At 66.8% G+C, this 25,927-nt stretch carries 20 protein-coding genes, 1 tRNA gene and 1 pseudogene; 6 read left to right on the top strand and 16 right to left on the bottom strand.

The genetic code is table 11. The annotated features are described in order from the left end of the window. Positions 1 to 71: 71 nt before the first annotated feature. From CCR84_RS14215 to CCR84_RS14230, 4 genes are all read left to right on the top strand, one after another. Positions 72 to 1,406 carry an adenosylmethionine--8-amino-7-oxononanoate transaminase gene (locus tag CCR84_RS14215; RefSeq protein ID WP_201213617.1) on the top strand — a complete coding sequence of 445 codons (1,335 nt, stop codon included), beginning with the start codon at positions 72 to 74 and terminating at the stop codon, positions 1,404 to 1,406. Next, positions 1,403 to 2,557, top strand: coding sequence for an 8-amino-7-oxononanoate synthase (gene bioF, locus CCR84_RS14220; protein WP_201213619.1), 1,155 nt, complete (start codon positions 1,403 to 1,405; stop codon positions 2,555 to 2,557). Before CCR84_RS14215 ends, bioF begins: the two co-directional genes overlap by 4 nt. Beyond that, entirely contained in the window at positions 2,554 to 3,240 is a 687-nt protein-coding gene (gene bioD, locus CCR84_RS14225) for a dethiobiotin synthase (RefSeq protein WP_201213621.1), read from the top strand. Before bioF ends, bioD begins: the two co-directional genes overlap by 4 nt. Positions 3,241 to 3,450: 210 nt before the next feature. Continuing rightward, positions 3,451 to 5,034, top strand: a complete 1,584-nt coding sequence (locus tag CCR84_RS14230; RefSeq protein ID WP_242508752.1) for a sensor domain-containing diguanylate cyclase — start codon at positions 3,451 to 3,453, stop codon at positions 5,032 to 5,034. A 40-nt stretch (positions 5,035 to 5,074) separates the two neighbouring features. On the opposite strand, the gene CCR84_RS14235 is transcribed toward CCR84_RS14230, so the two are convergent. Next, the gene (locus tag CCR84_RS14235; protein ID WP_201213623.1) at positions 5,075 to 5,413 is read right to left on the bottom strand and encodes a 4a-hydroxytetrahydrobiopterin dehydratase; all 339 of its coding nucleotides are present in this window, start codon (positions 5,411 to 5,413) and stop codon (positions 5,075 to 5,077) included. 48 nt (positions 5,414 to 5,461) lie between these two features. Further along, entirely contained in the window at positions 5,462 to 5,674 is a 213-nt protein-coding gene (locus CCR84_RS14240; RefSeq protein ID WP_201213630.1) for a dodecin, read from the bottom strand. Between the two features lie 157 nt (positions 5,675 to 5,831). Between CCR84_RS14240 and CCR84_RS14245 the strand changes: the two genes are divergently transcribed. Next, complete coding sequence (locus tag CCR84_RS14245; protein ID WP_201213632.1) at positions 5,832 to 6,302, top strand: hypothetical protein; 471 nt, start codon at positions 5,832 to 5,834, stop codon at positions 6,300 to 6,302. A 159-nt stretch (positions 6,303 to 6,461) separates the two neighbouring features. On the opposite strand, the gene CCR84_RS14250 is transcribed toward CCR84_RS14245, so the two are convergent. The 13 genes and pseudogenes from CCR84_RS14250 to glgC all read right to left on the bottom strand — a co-directional run bounded on the left by CCR84_RS14250 (position 6,462) and on the right by glgC (position 21,497). Next, a tRNA-Pro gene (locus CCR84_RS14250) sits at positions 6,462 to 6,538 on the bottom strand. A gap of 232 nt (positions 6,539 to 6,770) precedes the next feature. Beyond that, positions 6,771 to 7,043, bottom strand: a pseudogene (locus CCR84_RS16590) (MerR family transcriptional regulator); the annotation flags it as partial. Continuing rightward, positions 7,027 to 7,329 (bottom strand): integration host factor subunit alpha, encoded by a 303-nt coding sequence (locus CCR84_RS14260; RefSeq protein WP_201213636.1) that lies wholly within the window; start codon positions 7,327 to 7,329, stop codon positions 7,027 to 7,029. The pseudogene CCR84_RS16590 and the gene CCR84_RS14260, both read right to left, overlap by 17 nt. A 12-nt stretch (positions 7,330 to 7,341) precedes the next feature. After that, positions 7,342 to 9,732: a phenylalanine--tRNA ligase subunit beta gene (gene pheT, locus CCR84_RS14265; protein WP_201213644.1), complete on the bottom strand. Its 2,391-nt coding sequence runs from the start codon at positions 9,730 to 9,732 to the stop codon at positions 7,342 to 7,344. A gap of 210 nt (positions 9,733 to 9,942) precedes the next feature. After that, on the bottom strand, positions 9,943 to 10,989 hold the full coding sequence (pheS, locus tag CCR84_RS14270; protein WP_201213646.1) for a phenylalanine--tRNA ligase subunit alpha: 1,047 nt from the start codon (positions 10,987 to 10,989) through the stop codon (positions 9,943 to 9,945). A 67-nt stretch (positions 10,990 to 11,056) separates the two neighbouring features. Beyond that, the gene (gene rplT, locus CCR84_RS14275; RefSeq protein WP_201213648.1) at positions 11,057 to 11,416 is read right to left on the bottom strand and encodes a 50S ribosomal protein L20; all 360 of its coding nucleotides are present in this window, start codon (positions 11,414 to 11,416) and stop codon (positions 11,057 to 11,059) included. Positions 11,417 to 11,427: 11 nt separating this feature from the next. Next, the gene (gene rpmI, locus CCR84_RS14280) at positions 11,428 to 11,625 is read right to left on the bottom strand and encodes a 50S ribosomal protein L35 (RefSeq protein WP_201213650.1); all 198 of its coding nucleotides are present in this window, start codon (positions 11,623 to 11,625) and stop codon (positions 11,428 to 11,430) included. A gap of 140 nt (positions 11,626 to 11,765) precedes the next feature. Continuing rightward, a complete protein-coding gene (gene infC, locus CCR84_RS14285; protein WP_201213872.1) occupies positions 11,766 to 12,287 on the bottom strand; it encodes a translation initiation factor IF-3 in 522 nt (173 codons plus the stop codon). Between the two features lie 26 nt (positions 12,288 to 12,313). Next, the gene (gene thrS / locus CCR84_RS14290) at positions 12,314 to 14,230 is read right to left on the bottom strand and encodes a threonine--tRNA ligase (RefSeq protein WP_201213652.1); all 1,917 of its coding nucleotides are present in this window, start codon (positions 14,228 to 14,230) and stop codon (positions 12,314 to 12,316) included. A 185-nt stretch (positions 14,231 to 14,415) separates the two neighbouring features. After that, the gene (gene glgA, locus CCR84_RS14295) at positions 14,416 to 15,888 is read right to left on the bottom strand and encodes a glycogen synthase GlgA (protein WP_338052622.1); all 1,473 of its coding nucleotides are present in this window, start codon (positions 15,886 to 15,888) and stop codon (positions 14,416 to 14,418) included. Further along, positions 15,879 to 18,443, bottom strand: coding sequence for an alpha-glucan family phosphorylase (glgP, locus tag CCR84_RS14300; protein WP_201213654.1), 2,565 nt, complete (start codon positions 18,441 to 18,443; stop codon positions 15,879 to 15,881). The genes glgA and glgP overlap by 10 nt, the downstream gene beginning before the upstream one ends. A 97-nt stretch (positions 18,444 to 18,540) precedes the next feature. Beyond that, on the bottom strand, positions 18,541 to 20,187 hold the full coding sequence (locus CCR84_RS14305; RefSeq protein ID WP_201213656.1) for a glycoside hydrolase family 57 protein: 1,647 nt from the start codon (positions 20,185 to 20,187) through the stop codon (positions 18,541 to 18,543). Beyond that, positions 20,184 to 21,497: a glucose-1-phosphate adenylyltransferase gene (glgC, locus tag CCR84_RS14310; RefSeq protein ID WP_201213658.1), complete on the bottom strand. Its 1,314-nt coding sequence runs from the start codon at positions 21,495 to 21,497 to the stop codon at positions 20,184 to 20,186. The genes CCR84_RS14305 and glgC overlap by 4 nt, the downstream gene beginning before the upstream one ends. A 56-nt stretch (positions 21,498 to 21,553) precedes the next feature. Here glgC and glgB point away from each other — a divergent pair, with 56 nt between their 5' ends. Next, positions 21,554 to 23,452: a 1,4-alpha-glucan branching protein GlgB gene (gene glgB, locus CCR84_RS14315; protein ID WP_242508753.1), complete on the top strand. Its 1,899-nt coding sequence runs from the start codon at positions 21,554 to 21,556 to the stop codon at positions 23,450 to 23,452. 1,384 nt (positions 23,453 to 24,836) lie between these two features. Here glgB and CCR84_RS14320 read toward each other — a convergent pair. After that, positions 24,837 to 25,862: a glucokinase gene (locus tag CCR84_RS14320; protein WP_201213661.1), complete on the bottom strand. Its 1,026-nt coding sequence runs from the start codon at positions 25,860 to 25,862 to the stop codon at positions 24,837 to 24,839. Positions 25,863 to 25,927 lie beyond the last annotated feature (65 nt).

A 25,927-nucleotide genomic window follows, 5' to 3' on the forward strand; every position in this document is an offset into this window, starting at 1 on the left:
CAATCGGCGACTTTTCCCCGGCCCGCGGCGGCGGCGATGGCGCCGGCGCCAGCCCTGAAGCTATCCCTCCGATGAACGATCCAAAGAGCAACGCCGAGCTGCTGCAGCGCAGCCTCAATGCCGTCTGGCACCCCTGCACGCAGATGAAGCAGCACGCCGGTGACCTGCCGCTGATCCCGGTCGCGCGCGGGCAGGGCGCCTGGCTGTACGACTTCGACGGCCGCCGCTACCTCGACGGCATCAGTTCGTGGTGGGTGAACCTGTTCGGCCACGCCAACCCCCGCATCAACGCCGCGCTGCGCGCGCAACTCGACGAGCTCGAGCACGTGCTGCTGGCCGGCTTCACGCATCGCCCGGTGGTCGAACTCTCCGAACGCCTCTCGGCGCTGACCGGCGGCGCGCTTGGCCACTGCTTCTACGCTTCCGACGGTGCCTCGGCCACCGAAATCGCGCTCAAGATGTCGTTCCACAGCTGGCGCAACCGCGGTCGCGACGGCAAGCGCGACTTCCTCTGCCTCGCCGGCAGCTACCACGGCGAGACGGTCGGCGCGCTCGCCGTCACCGACGTTGCCATCTTCAAGGACGCCTACGCGCCGCTGGTGCGTACCGCGGCGACCGTGCCGACGCCCGACGCGCGCCTGGCCGAGCCGGGCGAGAGTCCAGCCGACGTCGCCCGCCGTGCCGCCGCCGCGCTCGAACGCCACCTCGCCGTGCACCACGAGCAGATCGCCGCCTTCATCGTCGAGCCGCTGATCCAGTGCGCCAGCGGCATGGTGATGTACGACCCCGAATACCTGCGCCTCGCGCGCGCGCTTTGCGACCGCTACGAGGTGCATCTGATCTGCGACGAGATCGCCGTCGGCTGCGGCCGTACCGGCACCTTCTTCGCCCACGAGCAGGCCGGCATCCGCCCCGATTTCCTGTGCCTGTCGAAGGGCATCTCGGGCGGCTACCTGCCGCTGTCGGTCGTGCTCACCACCGATTCGGTGTATGAGGCCTTCTACGACGACGCGACGGTGCGCGGCTTCCTGCATTCGCATTCCTACACCGGCAACGCGCTCGCCTGCCGCGCCGCGCTGGCGACCCTCGATATCTTCGCCGAGGACCGCGTGCTCGAACAGAACGTCGTGCGCGCGCAGAAGCTCGCCGCCGCAGTGGCGCCGCTCTCAGCGCATCCGCGCGTTCGCCACCTGCGCCAGCGCGGCATGATCGTCGCCTTCGACGTCGCCGACGCCGACCCGCTGTTCTCCAGGCGCTTCTACCGCGCCGGCCTCGAACGCGAGGCACTCACCCGTCCGATCGGCAATACCGTCTATCTGATGCCCCCCTACATCGTCGACGACGAGGAGATCGCCCATCTCGGTCGCGCGCTCGCCGGCGCCCTCGAGGCTTCGCTCCAACCATGATCTACGACCAACTCACGCAGGACCTCGCCGCCATCGACCAGGCCGGCCTGCGCCGCCGGCTGCGCACGCTCGAAGCCCCCTGCGGCCCGCTGGCGCGCGTCGACGGGCGCGAGCTGATCAGCTTCTGCTCCAACGACTACCTGGGACTCGCCAGCGAGCCGGCGCTGATCAAGGCGGCGGTCGCCGGCGCCCGGCAGTGGGGCGTCGGCAGCGGCTCCTCGCATCTGGTCAGCGGCCACTTCGCACCGCACGCGGCGCTCGAAAGACGCCTCGCCGAATTCACCGGCTGGCCCCGCACGCTGCTCTTCTCGACCGGCTTCATGGCCAACCAGGCGATCCTGCCGACCCTGGTCGGGCGCGGCGACGCGATCTTCTCCGACGAACTCAACCACGCCTCGCTGATCGACGCGGCGCGCCTGTCGCGTGCGGAGATCAATCGCTTCCCGCACAACGACATGGCGACGCTCGAAAAGCAGCTCGCCGCCTCGACGGTGCGGCGCAAGCTGATCGTCGCCGACGCCGTCTTCAGCATGGACGGCGATCTCGCGCCGCTGCCGGAGCTGTTCGCACTCGCCGAGCGCCACGACGCCTGGCTGGTGATCGACGACGCGCACGGCTTCGGCGTGCTCGGCGAGCACGGCCGCGGCAGCCTCTCCCACTTCGGCCTGCCGGCGAGCCCGCGTGTCATCTACATGGGGACCCTCGGCAAGGCAGCCGGCGCCGCCGGCGCCTTCGTCGCCGGCTCGGAGACGCTGATCGAATGGCTGGTGCAGCGCGCGCGCAGCTACATCTTCACCACCGGTTCGAGCCCGCTGATGGCCTGCGCGCTGCTCGCCAGCATCGACCTGATCGAGCAGGGCGACGCGCGCCGGCAGCAGCTGCACGCGCTCGCCGCGCAACTGCGCGCGGGACTGGATGGAACGCGCTGGCAGCTGCTGCCGTCGCCGACCGCGGTGCAGCCGATCGTGATCGGCGACAACCGCGAGACGGTGCGTGTCGCCGAGGAGCTCTTCGCGCGCGGCCTGTGGGTGCCGGCGATCCGGCCGCCGACCGTGCCGGCAGGCACTGCCCGCCTGCGCGTGTCGCTGTCGGCGACGCATACCGAGGCGATGGTCGCGCAACTGGTCGACGCCTTGAAGGAACTGCAATGAGCTCCGGAAGCGCCTGGTTCGTCGCCGGCACCGATACCGAAGTCGGCAAGACCTTCGCCACCTGTGCGCTGCTGCATGTGCTGCGCCGGCAAGGCATTCCGGCGATCGGCATGAAGCCGGTGGCCGCGGGGACCGACGCCGCGGGCAGGAACGAGGACGTCGAGCAACTGCTGCTTGCCGCGTCGGTGCAGGCGCCGCGCGAGCTGGTCAATCCCTACCTGTTCGCGCCGCCGATCGCGCCGCACATCGCCGCCGCCGAGGTCGGCGAGACGATCGACTTCGCGCGCATCGTCGCCGCGCTGAACGAACTGCGCCAGCGCGCCGATGCAGTACTGGTCGAGGGCGTCGGCGGCTTTCGCGTCCCGCTCGGACCGCAGACGGACGCCGCCGACCTCGCGCAGACGCTGGGCCTGCCGGTAATCCTCGTCGTCGGCATGCGCCTCGGCTGCATCAGCCACGCGCTGCTCACCCAGGAAGCGATCGCCGCGCGCGGCCTGCCGCTCGCCGGCTGGATCGCCAACCGCATCGACCCGCAGATGGCGCGCTTCGAGGAAAACCTGGAGGCGCTCAAGGAGCGGATGGCGGCACCGCTGCTCGGCGTCATCCCGCCCGACTCGACTCCGGAGAGCGCTGCCGCCGGGCTGCTGCTGCCGGGCGTCCGATCAATGCCGGCAAGCACCTGAAGTCCTGGCGCGGCGCATGAACCCTTGTGGGAACGCCGGCCAGGCCGCCGCCAAGCGTGCCTGAGCACGAACGGCGGCGATGCCGCTAACACGGCACGTGACTCCCGGAGATGGCGTCCCGCCGCGCAACATGAGTTTCAGAATTGGAGCGGCTGAGCGCTGCGGTGCTACCATAAGTGGACCACTGATCCTGCCCAAGGATCAACCCAGATGATGAATGTGATGCGCAGCGGCCTGCTGGCCGCCATCCTCTGCCTCCTCGGCGTTTTCGCCAGCTTTTCCGTGGCGGCGCGAGAAGCGGAGACGCTGACGATCGGGATGTTCGCTGATCGGCCGGCTGCCATCCTTGAGCCGGTGCATCAGGCCATGGTCTCGGCCCGCGTTGCGCCCGTCGACGAGCCGCTGGTGGTCAGCTGGTCCGAATTCATCCGCACGCATGCCGTGGCCAGTACCCTGTGGGGGCTGTTGGCGCTGTCCGTGCTGATCGCAGGCCTATGGATTGCCCTCGGCCATCGGCGGCTGCGTGATGCGCACGCCCGCCTGGCGCTGAAAAACGAGGAACTCGCCCTGTTGCGCAAGGGCTTCGAGCATTCATGGAGTTCGATCGTCATCACCGACGCCAATCCGGAGACGGGCTATCTGGTCGAGACAGCCAACCCGGCGTTCTGCGCGATGACCGGATACAGCCTGGACGAGCTGCGTGGCCATAGCCTGAAGCGGCTCCAGGGGCCCGACACCGACCCGGAGGTGATCGAGCGTCTTCGTCAATGCCTGCGCGAAGGTCGCTATTTCGACGGCACCACCGTCAATTACCGCAAGGACGGCAAGCCCTACACCGTGCGCTGGAACATTTCCCCGGTACGCGACGAACAGGGCAGGATCACGCATTTCGTATCGATGCAGCAGGACCTGAGCGCGCGCATCGAGGCCGAACGGATGCGCGACCTGCTCGCCAGTGCGTTCAACGCAACCAGCGACTCGGTGATCATCACCGATACTCGGCAGCGCATCCTCTTCGCCAACCAGGCGCTGGCCGAATTGACCGGCTACCCGCTCGAAGAGGTGCTGGGCAAGACCCCGGCCCTGTTCAGTTCCGGAAAGCACGATGCCGGGTTTTACGCACGCTTGCGTGACTTGCTCGGGAGCGGGAAGGATTTCCAGGCGACTTTCGTCAATCGACGCGCCGACGGCAGCCTCTATTACTCGGCGCAGAGCATTTCGCCGATCCTCAACGACAAGGGGGGCGTCACGCATTACGTCAGTGTCGGCAAGGATGTGACGAAACAGGTCGAATCCGAGCAGAAGTGGCGACAGGAGGCGGTCGAAGACAAACTCACCGGCCTGCACACGCGCCGCCATGGCGAAGAACTGGCGAAAAAATCGGCGCTCAGGGCGCATGCCCTGGCCACGCCCCTGGCCGTCATCGTCTGCGACATCGATCATTTCAAGCGCGTCAATGACAGCTTCGGTCACGCTGCCGGCGACCGTGTGTTGGCTGCGGTGGCGCACAGCTTGCGCCAGGCGGTGCGCAGTGCCGACGTCGTCATCCGCTGGGGCGGTGAGGAGTTCGTGATCCTGCTCGACAACTGCCCGCAGGCAGCTGCCGTCGACCTGGCCGAACGAATTCGTCGCCAGGTCGAGGCGCAGCCGGATGCGGAGGTGGGTACCGTGACGCTGTCCCTGGGCCTGGCGATGCTCCGTCTTGATGAGACGATCGAGCAGAGCATCGCGCGCGCGGATGCAGCGCTCTACCAGTCAAAGCACGGCGGACGGAACCGCGTCTCGCTGGCTTGAGCCGATCCCGGGCGGCGGATGGCGCCGGTCGGGTAGCTTTTCAGCCGTCGAGCAGGCGGCTGGTCCTGGCGGCCATGATGAAATCGTTTTCGTGCAGGCCGTCGATCTCGTGCGTGCTCCACACGATTTCCGCCCAACCCCAGCCGAAGCTGATGTCCGGGTGATGCCCCTCGCGCTCGGCCAGTTCGCCGAGGCGAGACACGAAAGCCAGCGCCGTGCGAAAGTCCGGGAACGCGATGCGGCGCCGCAGCCGCCGTCCTCCCTCGGCCAAGGTCCATTCCGGAACCTGCGGCATGAGCGCCCGGGCTTCTGCCTCGCTCAGCGGCGGAATGCCGCCCTGGCAGGGAACACAGGATCTGGTGCAGAACTCGCCGCTCATGGCATTCTCCTCGGGGATTCGGGCCAGCCGACAGGGGATCGTCTCGAATCAGCTCGATTCGAGACGGAAGCCGATCTTCAGCGTGACCTGGAAGTGCGCCACCTTGCCGTCGACGACGTGGCCACGTGTTTCGACGACCTCGAACCAGTCGATGTGGCGGACCGTCTTCGCCGTGGTTTCGATCGCATTGCGGATGGCGTCATCGCTGCTAAGCGACGACGAGCCGACGACTTCGATCAGGTTGTAAACGTGGTCAGGCATGGGCTTGCTCCTCGAGTGGGTCGGGCGAAGGGGACGCGCCGCCAGCGACAGCCGGGAAACGGCTGGCCGGAACGGCAGTGCCGCTGGCGCTGCTGCGTACGCTGCCCTTACAGCATACCGGCAAATCCCTTGGTATGCCAAATGAAACACGCGATGCTTGGCACCGCTGGCCGCCGCTGACCTCCTGGCCAATTCACTGCACGCGTTCCGCGTAGCCCAACTCGTCATGCAGGGAGAGAAGCCCGATTCAGTCAGGAGTTCGCTTCAATGCCGTCATTGCGAGGCGCGCAGCGCCGTGGCAATCCAGTTCGTTCTTCTGAACTTGCGGCGTTCCAGCTATACACGAGTGAATCTGCAAGAGCCCTACGCCCTGGATCGCCACGCCCTGCGGGCTCGCGATGACGCGTCGGCATCCCGTCATTGCGAGGCGCGTAGCGCCGTGGCAATCCGGTTCGTTCGTTCTTCCATTCCCGAGTCAATGCTGGCTATCCTCGGGCGAACCGATGTCAGCCCTACGCCCTGGATCGCCACGCCCTTCGGGCTCGCGATGACGGGGCTGCTGATCGCGACGGCTTCGGCAGGCCAGTTCAGCCGATGTTTCACGAAATTGTTCCACGTTTCACGTTAACCCATCGGGTTGTTTCCACTCTGCGTCGAACCCGATGAACGACTTCGTGTTTTTCGTGCATTTCGTGACCGACTGCTTTTGTCAGGATGCACCGGTTTGCTTCCCGAAGCAGCACAAGCAAAAGGCCACTCCTGAGAGTGGCCTTTTGCTTGAATCGATTGGTCGGGGCGGCGGGATTCGAACTCGCGACCCCTTGCACCCCATGCAAGTGCGCTACCAGGCTGCGCTACGCCCCGACGAAGGCCGCATTATAGCGGAAAAAATGGATCGTGCCTAAGAGGATCCTGCATTTTTTTCTTCGCCCGGGGTCTCGGCGCGCGTCAGCAGCCGGGCGATGTCGAGCAGTTCGGCACGCAGTTCGCTGCGCTGGTCGGTGCGCAGTCCGGCCAGCTCCGGCGAACGCTCCTCTGCGGCCGGCCGCGCCGCAGCGGGCGGGCCGGGCTGGGTGGGCTGGGCGACGCTCGGCATGTCGGCGAGACGGTTGCGCGCGCCGCTGATGGTGAAGCCCTCGTTGTAGAGCAGCTCGCGAATGCGGCGGACCAGCAGCACCTCGTGATGCTGGTAATAGCGGCGGTTCCCCCGCCGCTTGACCGGCTTCAGTTGCGTGAATTCCTGCTCCCAGTAGCGCAGCACGTGCGGCTTGACACAGCAGAGTTCACTCACTTCGCCGATAGTGAAATAGCGCTTCGCCGGGATCGGCGGCAACGCTTCGTTGCCGAGGCCTTTACTTGCTGGATCCATTGTTGGCATTTTCAACCTCGGCCTTCAGCTTCTGGCTGGCATGGAAGGTGACGACGCGGCGCGCGCTGATCGGGATTTCCTCGCCCGTCTTGGGGTTGCGTCCGGGACGCTGCGGCTTGTCGCGCAACTGGAAGTTGCCGAAGCCCGACAGCTTGACGCCGTCGCCTTTCTCGAGCGCGTTGCGGATTTCCTCGAAGAACGCTTCCACCATCTCCTTGGCTTCGCGCTTGTTGAGGCCGACCTTCTCGAAGAGCAGGTCGGCGAGTTCTGCTTTGGTCAGGGTCATGCTCTTCCCTCATCAGGCGCGCAGTTGCGCCGAAAACGCCTGGTGGGCATAGTCGATCAGTTGTTGCATCGCGGCATCGACTTCCGCGTCCTGCAAGGTCTTTTGAGTGTCTTGCATGACTATACGGAAAGCAAGGCTTTTCTTCCCGGCGGCGACGCCCTTGCCGGTGTAGATGTCGAACAGGCGAATATCCTGGACGAGCGCCGGGCGATGCGCATGGAGGCCGTCGAGCAGTGCCTGCAGCGGCAGCTCATGGTCGACGACCAGCGCCAGGTCGCGGATCGCCGGCGGCTGCTTCGAGACCTCGGCGAACTGCGGCAGGCGCGCACGCGTCAGCGCGGCGAGTTCGAGTTCGCAGACGACGGGCGCCTGCGGCAACTCGTACTGCTGCACCCACTGCGGGTGCAGTTCGCCGATGAAGCCGATCGCCTCGCCGTCGAGCAGGACGCGCGCGCAGCGGCCGGGGTGCAGCGCCGGGTGCGTCGCCTTCTCGAAGCGTGCGACCGCCGGCAGCAGCAGGGCTTCGAGGTCGCCCTTGAGGTCGAAGAAGTCGACCGCACGTGCCGGGCTACCCCATTGTTCGGGTGTCGCTCCGCCGAAGGCGAGCAGGCCGAGACGCCAGGGCTGTTCGAAACCTTCGACCTGCGTCCCGGTCCGGGTTGAAGTCTGCTCGCTGCGCAGGAAGCAGCGGCCGGTCTCGAAGATGCGCACGCGGTTCTGGCGGCGTCGCAGGTTGGCCTGCAGCGTGCCGACGAGTCCGCCGAGCAGGGTCGAGCGCATCACCGCGAGCTGGCTGGCGATCGGGTTGGCGAGGCGCACCGGGTTCGCGTTGGCGGCGAAATCGGCCTCGCGCGCTTCCTCGACGAAGGCGAAGTTGATCACTTCCTGGAAGCCGCGGTCGGCCAGCGTCTGGCGCAGGCGCGAAAGCGCGCGCGCATCCTCGCTCTGCGGCAGCATGGAGAGGCGCGCGCGCGGCGGCAGCGACGGGATGTTGTCGTAGCCGTGCAGGCGTGCGATTTCCTCGATCAGGTCCTCCTCGATCTCGATGTCGAAGCGGTACGAGGGCGGCGTCACGACGAAGTCGTCGCCTTCGCGCTGGCAGTCGAGCGCGAGGCGCGTGAGCAGACCGGCGATCGCATCGGGCGTGAAGTCGACGCCGAGGACGCGCGCGACGCGCGCGCTGCGCAGGCGGACCGGCGTGCGCTGCGGCAACTCGGCCACCGCTTCGCTGACCGGACCGGCCTGGCCGCCGCAGATGGCGATCACGAGCTCGCTGGCGCGTTCGAGCGCGCGGCGGGCGAGTTCGAAGTCGACGCCGCGCTCGAAGCGGTGCGAGGCGTCGGAGGCGAAGCCGTAGCGGCGCGCACGACCGGCGATCGCGGCCGGCGCGAAGAAGGCCGATTCGAGGAACAGCTCGCGCGTCTCCAGCGTGATGCCGCTTTCCTCGCCACCCATGATGCCGGCCATCGCCAGCGGCTTCTCGTCATCGGCGATGACGAGCACGTCGGCGGCGAGTTCCAGCGTCTGCTCGTTGAGCAGCAGGAGCTTCTCGCCTGGACGCGCCATGCGCGCGCGCACGGTGCCGGCAAGGCGTGCGTTGTCGAAGGCGTGCAGGGGCTGCCCGAGTTCGAGCATGACGTAGTTGGTGATGTCGACCAGCGCCGAGATCGAGCGGATGCCGCTGCGCTGCAGGCGACGGACCATCCATTCCGGGCTCGCCGCGCGCGCATCGACGCCGCTGATGACGCGGCCGCAGTAGCGCGGGCAGGCGGCCGGCGCCTCCAGCGCGACCGGACGGGTCACTTCGCTGGTGACGGCGACCGGGGCGATCTCCGGGAAGACGGCCCGGGCGCCGGTGAGCGCTGCGACCTCGCGCGCGATTCCCGTGAGCGACAGGCAGTCGGCGCGGTTCGGCGTCAGCTTCAGCGTCAGCATGCGGTCGTCGAGGTCGAGCAGGCGGCGCAGGTCGTCGCCGGCGACCGCATCGGCGGCGAGCGGCAGCAGCCCCGAGGCGTCCTCGTCGATGCCGAGTTCCTTGGCCGAGCAGAGCATCCCCGACGACTCGATGCCGCGCACCTTGGCGACCTTGATCACGAAGTTGCCGGGCAGCACGGCACCGGGCAGCGCGCAGGGAACCTTCATGCCGACGGCGACGTTCGGCGCACCGCAGACGATCTGTTGCACCGTTCCGTTGCCGATATCGACGCGGCAGACGTTGAGCCGGTCGGCGTTCGGATGCTTGCTCACTTCGAGCACGTGGCCGACGACAACCTGGGTGAAGGGCGGCGCGACGGCTTCGTCTTCCTCGACTTCGAGGCCGGCCATGGTCAGGAGGTGCGAAAGCTCGTCACCGCTGCATTCGGTGGCGACGAAGGAACGGAGCCAGGATTCGGAGAATTTCATGATCGGTGTTTAGCTCGCGGCGGGTTCTTGACGGATCGGACGAGGGGGACTGGCGGCAGACGCGTGTCAGTCGAGGTTAACTTCAGCGCGGGAGATCTCGGGCCTTACGGCCCTCCCACGGGGGCTGTGCTGCGGGAGCCCCCGTGGGAGCGGCGTAAGCCGCGAATGTGCGCGTTTCATGACATGGGGCGGCGGAGCTCGCCGTCAGGGTCAGACGAACTGGCGCAGGAAGCGCAGGTCGCCGTCGAAGAAGAGGCGCAGGTCGTTCACGCCGTAGCGCAGCATGGTCAGGCGGTCGGGGCCGAAGCCGAAGGCGAAGCCGGTGTACTTTTCCGGGTCGATGCCGGCGTGGCGCAGCACGTTCGGATGCACCATGCCGCAGCCGGCGATCTCCAGCCAGCGGCCCTTGAGCGCGCCGCCCATGAAGGCGACGTCGATCTCGGCCGAGGGCTCGGTGAACGGGAAGAAAGAGGGGCGGAAGCGCACCTGCAGGTCGTCGCTCTCGAAGAAGCGGCGCAGGAAGTCGGCGACGACGCCCTTCAGGTCGGCGAAGCTGACGTTCTCGCCGATCCAAAGGCCTTCGACCTGGTGGAACATCGGCGAGTGCGTCGCGTCCGAATCGACGCGATAGACGCGGCCCGGCGCGATGATGCGGATCTCGGGCATCGTCTCCAGGTGTGCGTATTTGGCGACGTGCGCCTGCATGTAGCGCGCCTGGATCGGGCTCGTGTGCGTGCGCAGCAGGATGCCTTCGGCGACGCCGCCGGCTTCGTCCTGCAGGTAGAAGGTGTCGTGCATCGAACGCGCGGGGTGATCGGCCGGCGTGTTCAGCGCGGTGAAGTTGAAGAAATCGGTCTCGATCTCGGGGCCGTCGGCGACTTCGAAGCCGATCGACGCGAACAGCGCCTCGATCCGTTCGAGGGTGCGCGTCACCGGATGCAGCCCGCCGCGCGTTTCGCCGCGACCGGGCAGGGTGACGTCGAGCGCTTCCTCGGCGAGGCGCGCTTCGAGGGCCTGGCGGCGGATCGCCTCGCGGCGCGCGTTGAGCGCAGCCTCGACGGCGGCCTTGACCGCGTTGATCTTGGCACCGGCGGCCTTGCGTTCTTCGTGGGGGAGGGCGGAGAGGCCCTTCATCAGTTCGGTGATTCGGCCGCTCTTGCCGAGGAAACGTGCCTTGACCTGTTCCAGCGCGTCAGCGTCGGCGGTGGCCGCGAATGCGGCTTCGGCTTCCTGGATGATGGGATCGAGTGTGTGCATGATTTACCGGAAAAACGACCGAAAAAAAAAGGAGGCGAGCGCCTCCTTTTTCGTTGCCTGTTCAGGCTCAGGCGGCGAGACCGGCCTTGGCTTGGACAGCCAGGGCGGCAAAAGCCGGCTTGTCGAAAACGGCCAGGTCGGCGAGGACCTTGCGGTCGACTTCGACGTTCGCCTTCTTCAGACCGTTCATGAAGGTGCTGTACTTCATACCGAGCTCGCGGGCGGCGGCGTTGATACGCGCGATCCACAGCGTGCGGAACTGACGCTTCCTCTGACGGCGGTCACGGTACTGGTACTGACCGGCCTTCATCACCGCCTGCTTGGCGATGCGGTATACGTTCTTACGGCGACCGCGGTAACCCTTGGCCTGGGCGAGGACCTTCTTGTGACGCGCGCGCGCCGTTACACCACGTTTGACTCTGGGCATCTTTACTCTCCTTACGCGTACGGCATCATGGCGCGAACCTGGGCCTTGTCGGAATCATGGACTCCGGTCATGCCGCGCAGCTGGCGCTTGGTCTTGGTCGACTTCTTGGTCAGGATGTGGCGCTTGAACGCCTGCGACCGTTTGATGCCGCCGCTGGAGCGGATCTTGAACCGCTTGGCGGCCCCGCTCTTCGTCTTCATCTTGGGCATTGAATGCTCCTTTTTGACATGGCTACGGGTGTCTCCCGGCGGGAGTCCTTGTCGACCCGGAACCAATTGGTGGTACTGCTGGTGCTGCAAGACCGGCCGGATATGCTGCCCTCCGGCCTGGGAAAAAACTTGGGCAAAGCTTACTTCTTCTTGTGCGGCGAGAGGATCATGATCATCTGCCGGCCTTCCATCTTCGGCATCTGCTCGACCACCGCGTACTCCTGCAGGTCGACCTTGATGCGTTCGATCTGGCGCATGCCGATTTCCTGGTGGGCCATCTCGCGGCCGCGGAAGCGCAGGGTCACCTTGACCTTATCCTCTTCCTCCAGGAAGCGCATCATGTTGCGCAGCTTGATCTGGTAGTCGTTTTCGTCGGTTCCCGGACGCAGCTTGACTTCCTTGACCTGGACCTGCTTCTGCTTGAGCTTCTGCTCGTGCTGCCGCTTCTGTTCCTGGTACTTGAACTTGCCGTAGTCCATGATCCGGCAGACCGGCGGGCTCGCCATCGGGGCGATCTCGACGAGATCGACCTCGGCGTCCTCTGCCATCTGCAGGGCGGTTCTGACACTGACGATTCCGAGCTGTTCACCTTCGACGCCGAGCAGGCGGACTTCCGGTGCGTTGATCTCTTCGTTCAGGCGGTGCGACTTTTGCAGTGCGATGGTCTCGCTCCTCGTTTCGACAAAAACTAAGCCGTGCCACTTCGCGCCGCGACTTCGGCCTGAAGTCGCTCGACCAAGGCCTCGATCGTCATCTGTCCGAGGTCCTGACCGCCGCGGGTTCGCACGGCTACCAGATTGGCTGCCATTTCCTTGTCGCCGACGACGATCTGGTAAGGCAGCCTGTTCAAGCTATGTTCGCGTATTTTATAAGTAATTTTTTCGTTGCGCAAATCGGCTTCGACGCGCAGGCCGGCGCGGCGTAGCGTTTCTGCAACACCCGCCGCGTATTCGCCCTGTTTCTCGGAGATGTTGAGCACCACCGCCTGCACCGGCGACAGCCACAGGGGCATCGCGCCGGCGTAGTGTTCGATCAGGATGCCGATGAAACGCTCGAGCGAACCGAGGATCGCGCGGTGCAGCATCACCGGAACGTGGCGCTCGTTGTCCTCGCCGACGTACTCGGCGCCGAGGCGCTGCGGCAACGAGAAGTCGAGCTGCAGCGTGCCGCACTGCCAGACGCGGCCCAGGCAGTCCTTCAGCGAAAACTCGATCTTCGGGCCGTAGAAGGCGCCCTCGCCGGGCTGCAGCTCGTAGGCCAGACCCTTGGCGGCGAGTTCCTGCGCCAGCGCGCTTTCCGCCTTGTCCCAGGTCTCGTCGGCACCGATGCGCTTCTCCGGCCGCGTCGACAGCTTGACCAGGATGTCGGTGAAGCCGAAGTCGGCATAGACGCGCTGCAGGAGGTCGATGAAGGCCGAGGTCTCCGGACCGATCTGTTCTTCGGTGCAGAAGATGTGCGCGTCGTCCTGAACGAAGCCGCGCACGCGCATGATCCCGTGCAGCGAGCCCGACGGCTCGTTGCGGTGGCAGGAGCCGAATTCGGCCAGACGCAGCGGCAGGTCGCGGTAGCTGCGCAGGCCCTGGTTGAAGATCTGGATGTGGCCGGGACAGTTCATCGGCTTGACCGCGTAGTCGCGGTTTTCCGACGAGGTGGTGAACATGTTCTCGGCGTAGTTCTGCCAGTGCCCGGACTTCTCCCACAGCGAGCGGTCCATCACCTGCGGCGTCTTCACCTCGCGGTAGCCGTTGTCGTTGAGCACGCGGCGCATGTACTGCTCGACTTCCTGCCAGATGGTCCAGCCCTTCGGGTGCCAGAAGACCATCCCCGGTGCTTCTTCCTGCAGGTGGAAGAGGTCGAGGTGCTTGCCGATGCGGCGGTGGTCGCGCTTCTCGGCTTCCTCGAGCATGTGCAGGTAGGCGGCGAGGTCTTCCTTCTTCGCAAAGGCGGTGCCGTAGATGCGCTGCAGCTGCTCGTTCTTCTGATCACCGCGCCAGTAGGCGCCGGCCACCTTCATCAGCTTGAACACCTTCAGCTTGCCGGTTGACGGGACGTGCGGGCCGCGGCAGAGGTCGACGAAGTCGCCCTGGCGGTAGAGCGAGACGTCCTGATCAGCCGGAATCGCCTCGATCAGTTCGGCCTTGTACTTCTCGCCCTGCTCACGGAAGAAGGCAGTGGCGTCGTCGCGCGGAAGCACCGAGCGCGTCACCGGCTCGTCCTTCTTCGCCAGTTCGCCCATGCGCTTCTCGATCGCCGCCAAGTCTTCCGGGGTGAACGGACGCGAGTAGGCGAAGTCGTAGTAGAAGCCGTTCTCGATGACCGGACCGATCGTCACCTGCGCGTCCGGGTACAGTTCCTTGACTGCTGCGGCCAGCAGGTGCGCCGTCGAGTGGCGGATGATCTCGAGGCCTTCGGCGTCGCGCTCGGTGACGATGGCCAGTTCGCTGTCGCGCTCGATGACGAAGCTCGTATCGACGAGCTTGCCGTCGACCTTGCCGGCCAGCGCGACGCGCGCCAGGCCCGCGCCGATCGAGGCGGCGACTGCGCCGACCGAGACCGGTGCGTCGAAAGAGCGGAGGGAACCATCGGGGAGTTTGATCTGGGGCATGAGTGTTCCGGTCACGGAAGTGAAAAAGTGCGGCCAAGCCGCACTTTTTGGAAGGGATGGCTGGCCGATGCTCAGTGTCGGGACCGGCAACGCGTTCGCCAGCACATGCGGATTTCTCCTTGTGCGGGCGCCGATTGTCGCAGAAGCCGGGGTTTAGCTCAACGGGAGCCGTCCCCCGCCCCCGTTCAGCCGCCACGCTCCCGGCGCCGTTCGCCGACCGCGCTCTCGTAGAGCGTCAGATAGGCGTCGGCCGCGCGCTCCCAGGACACGTCGCGGCGCATGCCGTTCTGCTGCAGGCGGCGCCAGAGCGTGTTGTAGCGCCAGGTCTGCGCCGCCCGTTCGAGCGCGAGCCACAGCTCGTGCGCGGTCGGTTCGGCGAAGACGAAGCCGCTGGCGCTGCCGTCGGCGAGCGTCCGCTCGTTGCAGTCGACCACCGTGTCGGCAAGGCCGCCGGTATGGCGGACGACCGGCGGGGTGCCGTAGCGCAGGCTGTACATCTGGTTGAGCCCGCAGGGTTCGAAGCGCGAGGGCATGACGAAGATGTCGGCGCCGGCCTCGATGCGGTGCGCGAGTTCCTCGCTGAAGCCGAAGACGCAGGCGATGCGTCCGGGGTGGCGGCTGGCGAGTTCGCGGAAGCCGGCTTCCAGCCACTTCTCGCCGGCGCCGAGCAGTGCGATCTGTGCCGGCAGGTGGGTGGCGACGCCGTCGCCGAGCGTGAGCAGGAGATCGAGGCCCTTCTGTTCGGTCAGGCGGCTGACGACGCCGAAGAGCGGCAGCTTGTCGTCGACCTCGAGGCCGAGCTGCGCCTGCAGCGCCGCCTTGTTCTCGCGCTTCAGGGTAAGCCGGCGCGCGTCGTAGGTCTGCGCCAGGGCAGGGTCGGTGCGCGGGTTCCAGACGTCGGTGTCGATCCCGTTGAGGATTCCGGAAAGCTGGGCGCTGCGGTGGCGCAGGAGCGGCGCGAAACCGTAGCCGAAGGTCTCGTCGTGGATTTCGCGCGCATAGGTCGGGCTGACGGTGGTCAGGCGGGTCGCGAACTGCAGGCCGGCCTTGAGGAAGGAGAAGTGGCCGTGATACTCGACGCCGTCGAAGCGCCACAGCGAGTCGGGAAGGCCCAGCCCCCACATCGCGCTGCGGTCGAAATTACCGGGGAAGGCGATGTTGTGGATGGTGAGGACGCTGGCGGCACCGCCACCGACGTGCAGCCAGGCGGCGGCGAGTGCCGACTGCCAGTCGTGCAGGTGCACCACGTCGGGTTGCCAGCCGAGCGGCGAGTCGGCCTGGCCGAGCAGCGCAGCGATGCGTGAGAGCAGGCCGAAGCGGCGGTCGTTGTCGGGCTGGTTGTTGCCGCTGGCGTCGAGGTAGGGGTTGCCGGGGCGGTCGTACAGTTCCGGGCAATCGATCAGCAGGAGCGGCAGCCCGCCGGCTTCGGCAGAGAGCAGGCGGCAGGCGGGAAGTTCCGGGGCCAGCGCCGGGATGTCGGCGACCGTCTGTGCCTCCGGGCACGCCTGGCGCAGGGCCGGGTAGGCCGGAACGAGGACGAGCACGTCCTGCTTGCGCCGGCGCAAGGCCGCCGGTAGCGATCCGGCGACGTCACCCAGGCCGCCGGTCTTGATCCAGGGCGCGATTTCGGAGACTGCGGAGAGGATTTTCAGAGCCACAACATCATTCCCATTTCAAAGCGATGAGTCAGCGACGGATGCGCCGGGTAGGCGCGCAGTCGGTATTCGATCTTGCCGCAGTGTTCCGGCGTCAGGTCGAGCGCGTAGCGTTGCTCGCCGTCTTCCTGGCCGTCGACCGGCTGCAGCGCGACGCAGGCGCCGCGCGGCGGCGTGTAATTGGTGCTGGCCGGGCGTCCGAGCATGACCTCGACGGCGATGTCTGTCGGCGACAGGCCGTTCAGGCGCACCATGACCTCGATGCGGATCGTCTCGCCGAACATCATTCGCGGCGGCGGCGTATCGACGCGGCGCAGTTGCACGCCCGACCAGGCCTCGCGCACGCGCGCCTTCCAGTCGGCGACTGCGCGCGCGACGGCGAAATCGTGGGCGGCGTAGTGCCGACCCTGGCGCGACGCCGGCGCGTAGAAGCGCTGCGCATACTCGCCGACCATCCGCGTGACGTTGAAGTACGGCGTGATGGTGGCGATCGCGTGCTTGGACATCGCCACCCATTCCGGCGAGAAGCCGGCGGCGCCGGTCCGGTAATAGGTCGGGATGACCTCTTGTTCGAGCAGGTCGTAGAGGTCGTTCGCCTCCTCGGCGTCGCGCCTCGCTTCGTCGAGCCGGTCGGAAGCCGGCTTGATGCCCCAGCCGTTGGCAACCTCGCTGGTGTAGTTGTAACCCTCGTCCCACCAGCCGTCGAGCACCGACAGGTTGAGCACGCCGTTCATTCCCGCCTTCATGCCCGAGGTGCCCGAGGCTTCGAGCGGATAGACCGGGTTGTTCAGCCAGACATCGACACCGGCCACAAGGCGGCGCGACAGCTGCAGGTCGTAGTCTTCGAGCATCAGGATGCGCCCCTCGAACTGCGGCAGGCGTGACACTTCGGCGATGCGCCGGATCAGTTCCTGTCCCGGCACGTCGGCCGGGTGCGCCTTGCCGGCGAAGAGGAAGAGCACCGGACGCTCGTCGTTGGCGATGATCCTTTCCAGTCGCCCCAGGTCGTGGAAGAGCAGCGTCGCGCGCTTGTAGGTGGCGAAGCGGCGCGCGAAGCCGATGGTCAGCACGTTCGGCTTTTCCGGGTCAGCCAGGCGCAGCATGCGGTCGAGGCGCGACGGCGAGCCCTGGTTGCGCACGTGCTGCCGGCTCAGGCGATAGCAGACGAGGTGCAGCAACTGCTCCTTGAGGATCTGCCGGATGCTCCAGAAGGTCGCGTCGGGGATCGTCTTCACCTTGTCCCAGAAGCCCGCGTCGGTCTGCCGCTGTTCCCAGCCGATGCCGAGATGGCGATCGAAGGTTTCGTGCCACTCGGTGGCGACGAAGGTCGGCACATGCACGCCGTTGGTGACGTGATCCATCGGGTTCTCGATCGGCTCGATCTGCGGCCAGTGGTGGGCGCAGATGCGCGAGGAGACGGTGCCGTGGATGCGCGAGACGCCGTTCTGCTGACGCGAACCGACGATCGCCAGCGTCGTCATGTTGAACTCGCGTTCTCCGGGCGTCTCGCCGAGCGCGAGCAACTGCTCCGGCGTTGCACCGACTTCCCGGCACCATTGCTCGAAGTGATGGACGATCTCCTCCTCGCTGAAGTGGTCGTGCCCGGCCGGGACCGGCGTGTGCGTGGTGAAGCACACGTTGGCGGCGACGGCTTCGAGCGCCACCGCAAACGGCAGCCCCTGCTGGCACAGGCCGCGGATGCGTTCGAGGATCAGGAAGGCGGCGTGGCCCTCGTTGATGTGCCAGACGGTCGGCTTGATACCGAGGGCTTCGAGCGCGCGCACGCCGCCGACGCCGAGCATGATTTCCTGTTCGAGCCGCGCGTGGCGGTCGCCACCGTAGAGCCGGTGGGTGATCTCGCGGTCGTGCTCGTTGTTTTCCGGGACGAAGGTGTCGAGCAGCAGCAGGCGGACGCGTCCGGCGAGCGCCTCCCAGACGCGCGCCTGCACCGTGCGCCCGGGCAGGTCGACGAAGACGCGCCGTTCGCTCCCGTCTGGGTGGGTCAGGCGAGTCACCGGCAGGTCGGCAAAGTCGGCGTCGGTGTAGCTCGCGTGCTGGCGCCCGTCGGCGTCGAGCTTCTGGTTGAAGTAACCCTGGCGGTAGAGCAGGCCGACGCCGATGAAGGGCAGTGCCAGGTCGCTGGCCGCCTTGCAGTGGTCGCCGGCGAGGATGCCGAGGCCGCCCGAGTAGATCGGCAGGCTTTCGTGAAACCCGAACTCGGCGCAGAAGTAGGCGACGACGTCGTCCTTCTGCAGGTGTTGTCCGTCCGGCCGGTTGCTGACGTCCTGGTAGGTGTCGTAGGTCGACAGGACCCGGTTCACGCTGCCGAGGAAGGCCGGATCGCGCGCAGCGGCTTCGAGTCGCTTCTGGTCGACGCGTTTCAGGAAGGCCTTCGGGTTGTGGCCGACGGCGAGCCACAGCGCCGGGTGCAGGCGCGAGAACAGGGCCCGCGTCGCCCGGTTCCAGCTATAGCTCAAGTCGTTGGCGAGTTCCTCGAGGCGCGCCAGACGGGCCGGGAGTTGCGGATTGACTTCGACGACATAGGTGGTTCCAGGCATGTTCAGCCCCATTCGTTGATCTCGATACGGAGGTTGAGACGAGCGTCATCCCCGGCGAGGGGGAGCGCCAGGCACGCTGCGACCATCGTTCCTGGCGTCAATGCGCGCGGCGCATCGTGCCACCGCCCTCGGGTGCACCGTGACCGGCGCCGACCGGCAGGTCGAGCGCGCCTGGTGCCGGCAGCCCGAGCAGGCGATAGAGGTCGCGCAGGTTTTCGCGGAAGAGGCGGTCGAAGGCAGAGACCGCGACGGCGGGGTTATAGTCGCCGAACCACCAGAACCAGTCGGAACTCTCGCACACGGTCAGGCGCGCCTCGATCGCGGCGACGCTGGCGTCGTCGAGCGTCCCGCCGTCGAGCACCATCTGCGCGTTCAGTTTCGCTTCGCACAGCAGGTCCCAGGCGCGGTTCTTGGCGACGTCGCCGATCCAGGTCGAGAAGTTGCCATAAACCCAGCTGCCGGCCGTCAGCTTCGGCAGCGTCGCACAGCGCTCGCGCTGGCTGGTGCAGGCGTCGTTCATGGTCACGATGCGCATCGTCGGGTGCGAGCCGAGTGCCCCGTAGAGGTCCTCGAGGAAATGCCAGCCGTTGTACGGGTAAGTCTCCCAGGCGTTCTCGCCGTCGAGGATGACGCAGACGACGCCCTCGGGGTGGTCGTGGCCGATGCGTTCGACGCGCGCGCAGAAATCCCGTGCGGCATCGCGCCCGTGCCAGCGCGCGTACTCGAAACCGATCAGGTCGGAGAGCTGTTCGTCGCGGAAGAAGAGTTGCAGGTCCTGCCCGTCGAGCCGCCATGGGCGGTAGATCTCGGCGGCGGGGCCCGCCGAATTGTAGAGGACCGTTGCGCTGCTCGCCGCCCAGCGTAGCGGACGCTGGCCGATGAGTTCGACGAACTCGGTCGAGATCGCGCCCTCGGCCGGCCACATGCCCTGTGGTGCCTGGCCGAAACGCCGCTCGTGGCTCGCCAGCGCGGCGTCGATGTGGGCAGCGACGCGACTGCGTCCGCCCGGATAGACGGGGGTCGCCGGCAGGCGGCAGTCGTGCCAGGCCTCGCGCGCGCTGGCAAGGTCGAGCAGCAGGGGCGCCAGCGGATGCGCCTGCGGCGTGCATGACAGTTCGACCTGCCCGCTCTCGGCGAGTGCGCGCCAGCGCGGAATGAGGCCGCGCAAGGCGCGGCCGAGCGCCGCGAGCAGGCGCTGCCGTTCCTCCAGGGTGAAACCGCCGCCGCGCGACATCAGCTCGGGAATCAGCGACTCCTCGCGGCGCAGCGATTCTCCGGTCCACGCCAGCAGGTACCAGACTGCCAGGTCCGTGTAGTAGATGCTGGAGACATAGCGTTCGGCGCCTTCGCCGAATTCCTCGATGTGACGACGGATGTCGCGCAGCCGACGGTAGGGCGCGAACGGGTCGATCATGGTCGGCTGGTGGCAGCGGAAGCCGATCCCCGTCATCCAATCGCGCTGCTCCTGCGTCAGCAAGTCCGGATCGGGGCAGGCGGCGATGGCCAGCAGCGGGTCCCGCCACTGGCCGGTCGCGAACTGGTCGCAGTAGTCCTCGATCTGGTCGAGCAGAACGGGGACGAAATTGACCGTGCAGCGCACCTGCGGGTGACGCTCGAGGTGCGCGGCCATGTCGGTGTAGTCCTTGATGCCGTGCAGCAGCACCCAGGGCTCGGTGAATTCGCCTGATACCGGCCGGCGGTAGTCCGGCTGGTGCATGTGCCAGAGGAGCGCGAGCGAGATCATGGTTTGTGCGGGTACTCGGGTTGGCCGAGCATCGTCGGCGTGATCAGGGTGATTCCCTTCTTGCTCACGTGGAAGCGGCGGCGGTCGTCCTCCGCGTTCACGCCGACGACCAGGCCTTCGGGAATCCGGCAGCCCTTGTCGATGACGCAGCGCTTCAACACTGCATGGCGACCGATGTCGACGCCGGGCAGGATCACCGAATCCTCGACCAGTGCCCAGCTATGCACCTTGACACTGGAAAAGAGCAGCGAGCGGCGAACGGTGCTGCCCGAGATGATGCAGCCGCCGGACACCAGCGAGTCGATCGCCTCGCCGCGGCGACCTTCGTCGTCGAAGACGAACTTGGCCGGCGGCAACTGTGCCTGATAGGTCCAGATCGGCCAGCTTTCGTCGTACATGTTGAGTTCTGGAGTCACCTTGGTGAGCTCCATGTTGGCCTCCCAGTACGCGTCGATCGTGCCGACGTCGCGCCAGTAGGGGACGCCGTCGTTCATGCCGACGCAGGAGTCGGCGAAGCGATGCGCGAACACCTTGTTGCGTGGAACGATGTGCGGGATGATGTCCTTGCCGAAGTCGCGCGAGGATCCGGCGGTTTCGACGTCGCGCAGGAGCTGATCGTAGAGGAACTGCGCGTTGAAGATGTAGATGCCCATCGACGCCAGCGCGCGGTCGGGCTGTCCCGGAATCGGCGCCGGGTTGGCCGGCTTCTCGGTGAAGGTCACCACCCGGTCGTCCTCGTCCACACCCATGACGCCGAATTCGCGCGCGTCCTCGATCGGCACCTCCAGGCAGGCGACGGTCATGTCGGCGCCGCGGTTGACGTGGAAGGCGAGCATCTTGCCGTAATCCATCTTGTAGATGTGGTCGCCCGAGAGGACCAGGATGTATTCCGGACGGTGCCGGCTGATCAGGTGCATGTTCTGGTACATCGCATCGGCGGTGCCCTGATACCACTGCACCTCGTCGATCTGCTGCTGGGCCGGCATCAACTGGACGAATTCGTCGAAACGGCCGTCGAGAAAGCTCCAGCCGCGCTGGATGTGCTGGATCAGGCTGTGCGCCTTGTACTGGGTGGCAACGCCGATGCGGCGGATTCCCGAATTGACGCAGTTCGAGAGGGTGAAGTCGATGATGCGGAACTTGCCGGCGAAGAAGACCGCCGGCTTGGCGCGGTTGTCGGTCAGTTGCATCAGGCGACTGCCGCGACCGCCAGCGAGCACCATGGCGAAGGTGTTGCGCGTGAGCTGGCTGATGAAGCGGGTGTCGCCGTGCTCTTTGAGATAGGCTTCGGTTCTGTTTTCTTCTGACATCGCTTTGCTCCGGACAAACGTGTTAGGTTGTTGGTTTATGGTTATCATACTGCGACATGATGACAAAGACAGCACACCCGGCCGAAATCGCGCCCAGCGCGCACGATCTCTACCTCTTCAACGAGGGGCGCAATACCCGGACCTACAGCATCCTCGGCGCGCACGTCCAGCCGGGTGGTGGTGTCGTCTTCCGCGTCTGGGCGCCGAACGCGACCAAGGTCGCCGTCGTCGGCGAATTCAACGGCTGGGACGGCCGTACCGATCCGCTGGTGAGCCTCGGTGCTTCCGGGGTCTGGGCCGTCCATGTCGCAGCGGCGCGCGCCGGCCAGCTCTATCGCTTCGAGCTGCATGACCAGCACGGGAACCTGCTGGTCAAGACCGACCCCTACGCCTGCGAATGCGAGCTGCGTCCGGGCAACGCCTCGCGCATCGCCGCCGCCGACGATTACGCCTGGGGCGACGCCGGCTGGATCGAGCGCCGCGCTGCTGCCGACTGGCTGCACGCGCCGATGTCGATCTACGAGGTGCATCCGGGTTCGTGGATGCGGCACCCGGACAACAGCCTCTACTCGTGGCGCGAGCTCGCCGAGAAGCTGGTTCCGTACGTCAGCGAGCAGGGCTTCACCCACATCGAGCTGTTGCCGGTGACCGAGCATCCGCTCGACGAATCCTGGGGCTACCAGACCACCGGCTACTTCGCGCCGAGTTCGCGCTTCGGCTCGCCGGCCGACCTCAAGTATTTCATCGATACCTGTCACCAGGCCTGCATCGGCGTCCTGCTCGATTGGGTTCCCGGGCACTTCCCGACCGACGGCTGGGCGCTGGCGAAATTCGACGGTACCGCGCTCTACGAGCACGAAGACCCGCGCCTCGGCGTGCACGCCGACTGGGGCACGCACATCTTCAATTACGGCCGCCACGAGGTGAAGAGCTTCCTGCTCTCCAGCGCGCACTGGTGGCTCGACGAGTACCACTTCGACGGCCTGCGCGTCGACGCCGTCGCCTCGATGCTCTACCTCGACTACTCGCGCCAGCCCGGACAGTGGATTCCGAACCGCTTCGGCGGTCGCGAGAACCTCGACGCGATCCAGTTCCTGCGCGAACTCAACGAGATGGTGCACGGCGAGTTTCCCGGGGCGCTGACCCTGGCCGAGGAATCGACCTCGTGGCCGATGGTGTCGCGGCCGGTCTGGCTCGGCGGGCTCGGCTTCTCGATGAAGTGGAACATGGGCTGGATGAACGACAGCCTGCGCTACTTCCACCGCGACCCGCTCTTCCGGCGCTGGCACCACGACGAGATGACCTTCGGCCAGATCTACGCCTACAGCGAGAACTTCGTGCTGCCGCTGTCGCACGACGAGGTGGTGCACGGCAAGGGTTCGCTGATCGGCAAGATGCCCGGTGACGACTGGCAGCGCTTCGCCAACCTGCGCCTCCTGCTCGCCTGGCAGATGAGCTCGCCGGGCAAAAAGCTGCTGTTCATGGGTGGCGAGCTCGGCCAGTGGCGCGAGTGGAGCGAACAGCGCGAACTAGACTGGGGGTTGCTCGCCGCGGCGCCGCATGCCGGCGTGCAGCGGCTGGTGCGCGACCTCAACCACCTCTACCGCGAGCATCCCGCGCTGCACGAACTCGACTTCGAGGGCAGCGGCTTTGCCTGGATCGACTGCCACGACAGCGAGCATTCGATCCTCTCCTGGCTGCGCCTGGCGCGCGACGGCAGCTTCGTCGTCGTCGTCTGCAACTTCACCCCGGAAGTGCGCCACGACTACCGCATCGGCGTCCCGCAGGCCGGCGCCTGGCGCGAGCTGTTCAACAGCGATGCGGCGCTCTACGGCGGCAGCAACACCGGCAACGCCGGCCTCGTCGAGGCGCAGCCCGGCGAATGGATGCTCCGCCCGGCCAGCATCGCGCTCACCCTGCCGCCGCTCGCCTGCGTGATCCTCGCCCCTCAGTGATGATCACGGGGACGTGATTGACAGTCATGGGGAGTTGCGCCGCCCCATAGAATGAAACGCGCCCGTTCGCTGCCGTCATTGCGAGGTGTGCAGCGCCCTGGCAGCACCGACGTCATTGCGAGGCGTGCAGCGCCCTGGCAGCACCGACGTCATTGCGAGGCGCGCAGCGCCGTGGCAATCCAGTTCGTTCGTTTGAACTTGCGGCGTTCCAGATGGACGCGAGTGAATCGGTAAGAGCCCCACGCACTGGATCGCCACGCCCTGCGGGTTCGCGATGACGGTCTCGGTCCCCTTCCATGCACTCCTGGCACTGCCGTCATCGCGAGGCGCGCATCGCCGTGACAACACTGCCGTCATTGCGAGGCGCGCAGCGCCGTGGCAATCCAGTTCGTTCTTCTGAACTTGCGGCGTTCCAGATGGACGCGAGTGAATCGGTAAGAGCCCCACGCACTGGATCGCCACGCCCTGCGGGCTCGCGATGACGGTTACGGTTTGGGCCCCTCTCCATGCACTCCTGGCACTGCCGTCATCGCGAGGCGCGCAGCGCCGTGGCAGCACCGACATCATTGCGAGGCGCGCAGCGCCGTGGCAATCCAGTTCGTTCTTCTGAATTTGCGGCGTTCCAGATGGACGCGAGTGAATCGGTAAGAGCCCCACGCACTGGATCGCCACGCCCTGCGGGTTCGCGATGACGGTTACGGTTTGGGCCCCTCTCCATGTACTCCTGGCACTGCTGTCATCGCGAGGCGCGCAGCGCCGTGGCAGCACCGACGTCATTGCGAGGCGCGCAGCGCCGTGGCAATCCAGTTCGTTCTTCTGAACTTGCGGCGTTCCAGATGGACGCGAGTGAATCGGTAAGAGCCCCACGCACTGGATCGCCACGCGCCCTGCGGGCTCGCGATGACGGTTACGGTCTGGGCCCCTCTCCATGCACTCCTGGCACTGCCGTCATCGCGAGGCGCGCAGCGCCGTGGCAGCACCGACGTCATTGCGAGGCGCGTAGCGCCGTGGCAATCCAGTTCGTTCTTCTGAATTTGCGGCGTTCCAGAGAGACGCGAGCGAATCGGTAAGAGCCCTACGTACTGGATCGCCACGCCCTGCGGGCTCGCGATGACGGTTACGGTCTGGGCCCCTCTCCATGCACTCCTGGCACTGCCGTCATCGCGAGGCGCGCAGCGCCGTGGCAGCACCGACGTCATTGCGAGGCGCGTAGCGCCGTGGCAATCCAGTTCGTTCTTCTGAACTTGCGGCGTTCCAGATGGACGCGAGTGAATCGGTAAGAGCCCCACGCACTGGATCGCCACGCCCTGCGGGCTCGCGATGACTTCGTGCTGTTCGAGGAACTTGCTGTTGCTTCACTCCTTTGGTTTCACGTCAATCGTCTTCAACGTCCGCATGATTGCGCGAGTGCCAGTGCGCCGAGCAGGCCGAGGCGTTCTTCGTGCACCAGCACGACCGGCATCGACTCTGCCAGTGGCCGGTGCTCGCGCTTGGCGTTGAAGGCGGCGAGGAAGATCGCGGCCTGCGCTGCGCCCATCAGCTTCGCCGCGATCCCACCGGCGAGCCAGACGCCGCCGCGGGCGAGCCAGGCGAGGGCGAGGTCGCCGGCGAAGGCGCCGTAGGCCTCCAGCCACAGCGACAGCGCCGCCGCCGCGAGCGGGTCGTCCCCGCGCAGCGCGGCTGCGCCGATCTCGGCCGGTGAGCGCTCGCCGCCTCCGAGGAAGGCGTGGATGCGCGCGAGTCCCGGACCCGAGACCACGTCCTCGCTGGTGACCCGGCCGTTCCGGGGGAACAGGTACTGCCACAGTGCGGCCTGTTGCGCCGACTGCGGCGAGAATCCCTGATGCCCGCCTTCGCCGGGGACGACTATCGTCTCGCCTCCGTGGCGCAGCACGCCGGCGACGCCGAGGCCGGTGCCGGCACCGACGACGACGCGCGCTGCGTCGGCGACGCCGCTACCGGCCTGCAGGACCGTGCAGGCCTCGGCGGGGAGGCTGTCGATGCCGCTGGCGGCGGCGTAGAAGTCGTTCACGATGCGCACCCGGCCGAGCGCGAAATCACGGGCCAGCGCCTGTGCGTCGAGTCGCCAGGGCAGGTAGGTGAGCCGGGCCGTCTGCCGGTCCGCGGGGCCATCGACCGGCCCGGCGACGCCGAAACAGGCCGCGGCGATCGCTCCCGGGTGGCGGGCGCGGAAGTCGGCGAGCAGCGCGCCGAAGTCGGGCCAGTCGCGGCTCGCGTAGCGCGCTTCGGCGACGATGCGCCGATTGCCGTCGGGAAGGGCTTCGGCCAGTGCCAGCAGCGTCTTGGTGCCGCCGAGGTCGCCGCCGAGCAGCAGCGCGCCGCCGCCGGTGTCTGCACGCCGATGGAGGAGGGGGGCGCCGGTGGCGGCAATCGTTTGCGTGGGTGGCATGGCTCTGTAACGCTCAAAACTCGGGGTGAAGGCGCATGCTAGCGCATCCGGTGAAAGTGCATGGG

The organism is Rhodocyclus purpureus, from assembly GCF_016653115.1.
In the GTDB taxonomy this organism is placed as follows: domain Bacteria; phylum Pseudomonadota; class Gammaproteobacteria; order Burkholderiales; family Rhodocyclaceae; genus Rhodocyclus; species Rhodocyclus purpureus.

Bases quoted from the DNA above. Each gene is read 5' to 3' on its own strand.
- CCR84_RS14215 (WP_201213617.1), top strand. From the start codon at position 72: ATGAACGATCCAAAGAGCAACGCCGAGCTGCTGCAGCGCAGCCTCAAT.
- thrS (WP_201213652.1), bottom strand. From the start codon at position 14,230: ATGCCCCAGATCAAACTCCCCGATGGTTCCCTCCGCTCTTTCGACGCA.
- CCR84_RS14230 (WP_242508752.1), top strand. From the start codon at position 3,451: ATGATGAATGTGATGCGCAGCGGCCTGCTGGCCGCCATCCTCTGCCTC.
- bioF (WP_201213619.1), top strand. From the start codon at position 1,403: ATGATCTACGACCAACTCACGCAGGACCTCGCCGCCATCGACCAGGCC.
- pheT (WP_201213644.1), bottom strand. From the start codon at position 9,732: ATGAAATTCTCCGAATCCTGGCTCCGTTCCTTCGTCGCCACCGAATGC.
- glgB (WP_242508753.1), top strand. From the start codon at position 21,554: ATGATGACAAAGACAGCACACCCGGCCGAAATCGCGCCCAGCGCGCAC.
- rplT (WP_201213648.1), bottom strand. From the start codon at position 11,416: ATGCCCAGAGTCAAACGTGGTGTAACGGCGCGCGCGCGTCACAAGAAG.
- CCR84_RS14320 (WP_201213661.1), bottom strand. From the start codon at position 25,862: ATGCCACCCACGCAAACGATTGCCGCCACCGGCGCCCCCCTCCTCCAT.
- pheS (WP_201213646.1), bottom strand. From the start codon at position 10,989: ATGCACACACTCGATCCCATCATCCAGGAAGCCGAAGCCGCATTCGCG.
- CCR84_RS14260 (WP_201213636.1), bottom strand. From the start codon at position 7,329: ATGACCCTGACCAAAGCAGAACTCGCCGACCTGCTCTTCGAGAAGGTC.
- glgP (WP_201213654.1), bottom strand. From the start codon at position 18,443: ATGCCTGGAACCACCTATGTCGTCGAAGTCAATCCGCAACTCCCGGCC.
- CCR84_RS14240 (WP_201213630.1), bottom strand. From the start codon at position 5,674: ATGCCTGACCACGTTTACAACCTGATCGAAGTCGTCGGCTCGTCGTCG.
- glgC (WP_201213658.1), bottom strand. From the start codon at position 21,497: ATGTCAGAAGAAAACAGAACCGAAGCCTATCTCAAAGAGCACGGCGAC.
- bioD (WP_201213621.1), top strand. From the start codon at position 2,554: ATGAGCTCCGGAAGCGCCTGGTTCGTCGCCGGCACCGATACCGAAGTC.
- CCR84_RS14305 (WP_201213656.1), bottom strand. From the start codon at position 20,187: ATGATCTCGCTCGCGCTCCTCTGGCACATGCACCAGCCGGACTACCGC.
- CCR84_RS14235 (WP_201213623.1), bottom strand. From the start codon at position 5,413: ATGAGCGGCGAGTTCTGCACCAGATCCTGTGTTCCCTGCCAGGGCGGC.
- rpmI (WP_201213650.1), bottom strand. From the start codon at position 11,625: ATGCCCAAGATGAAGACGAAGAGCGGGGCCGCCAAGCGGTTCAAGATC.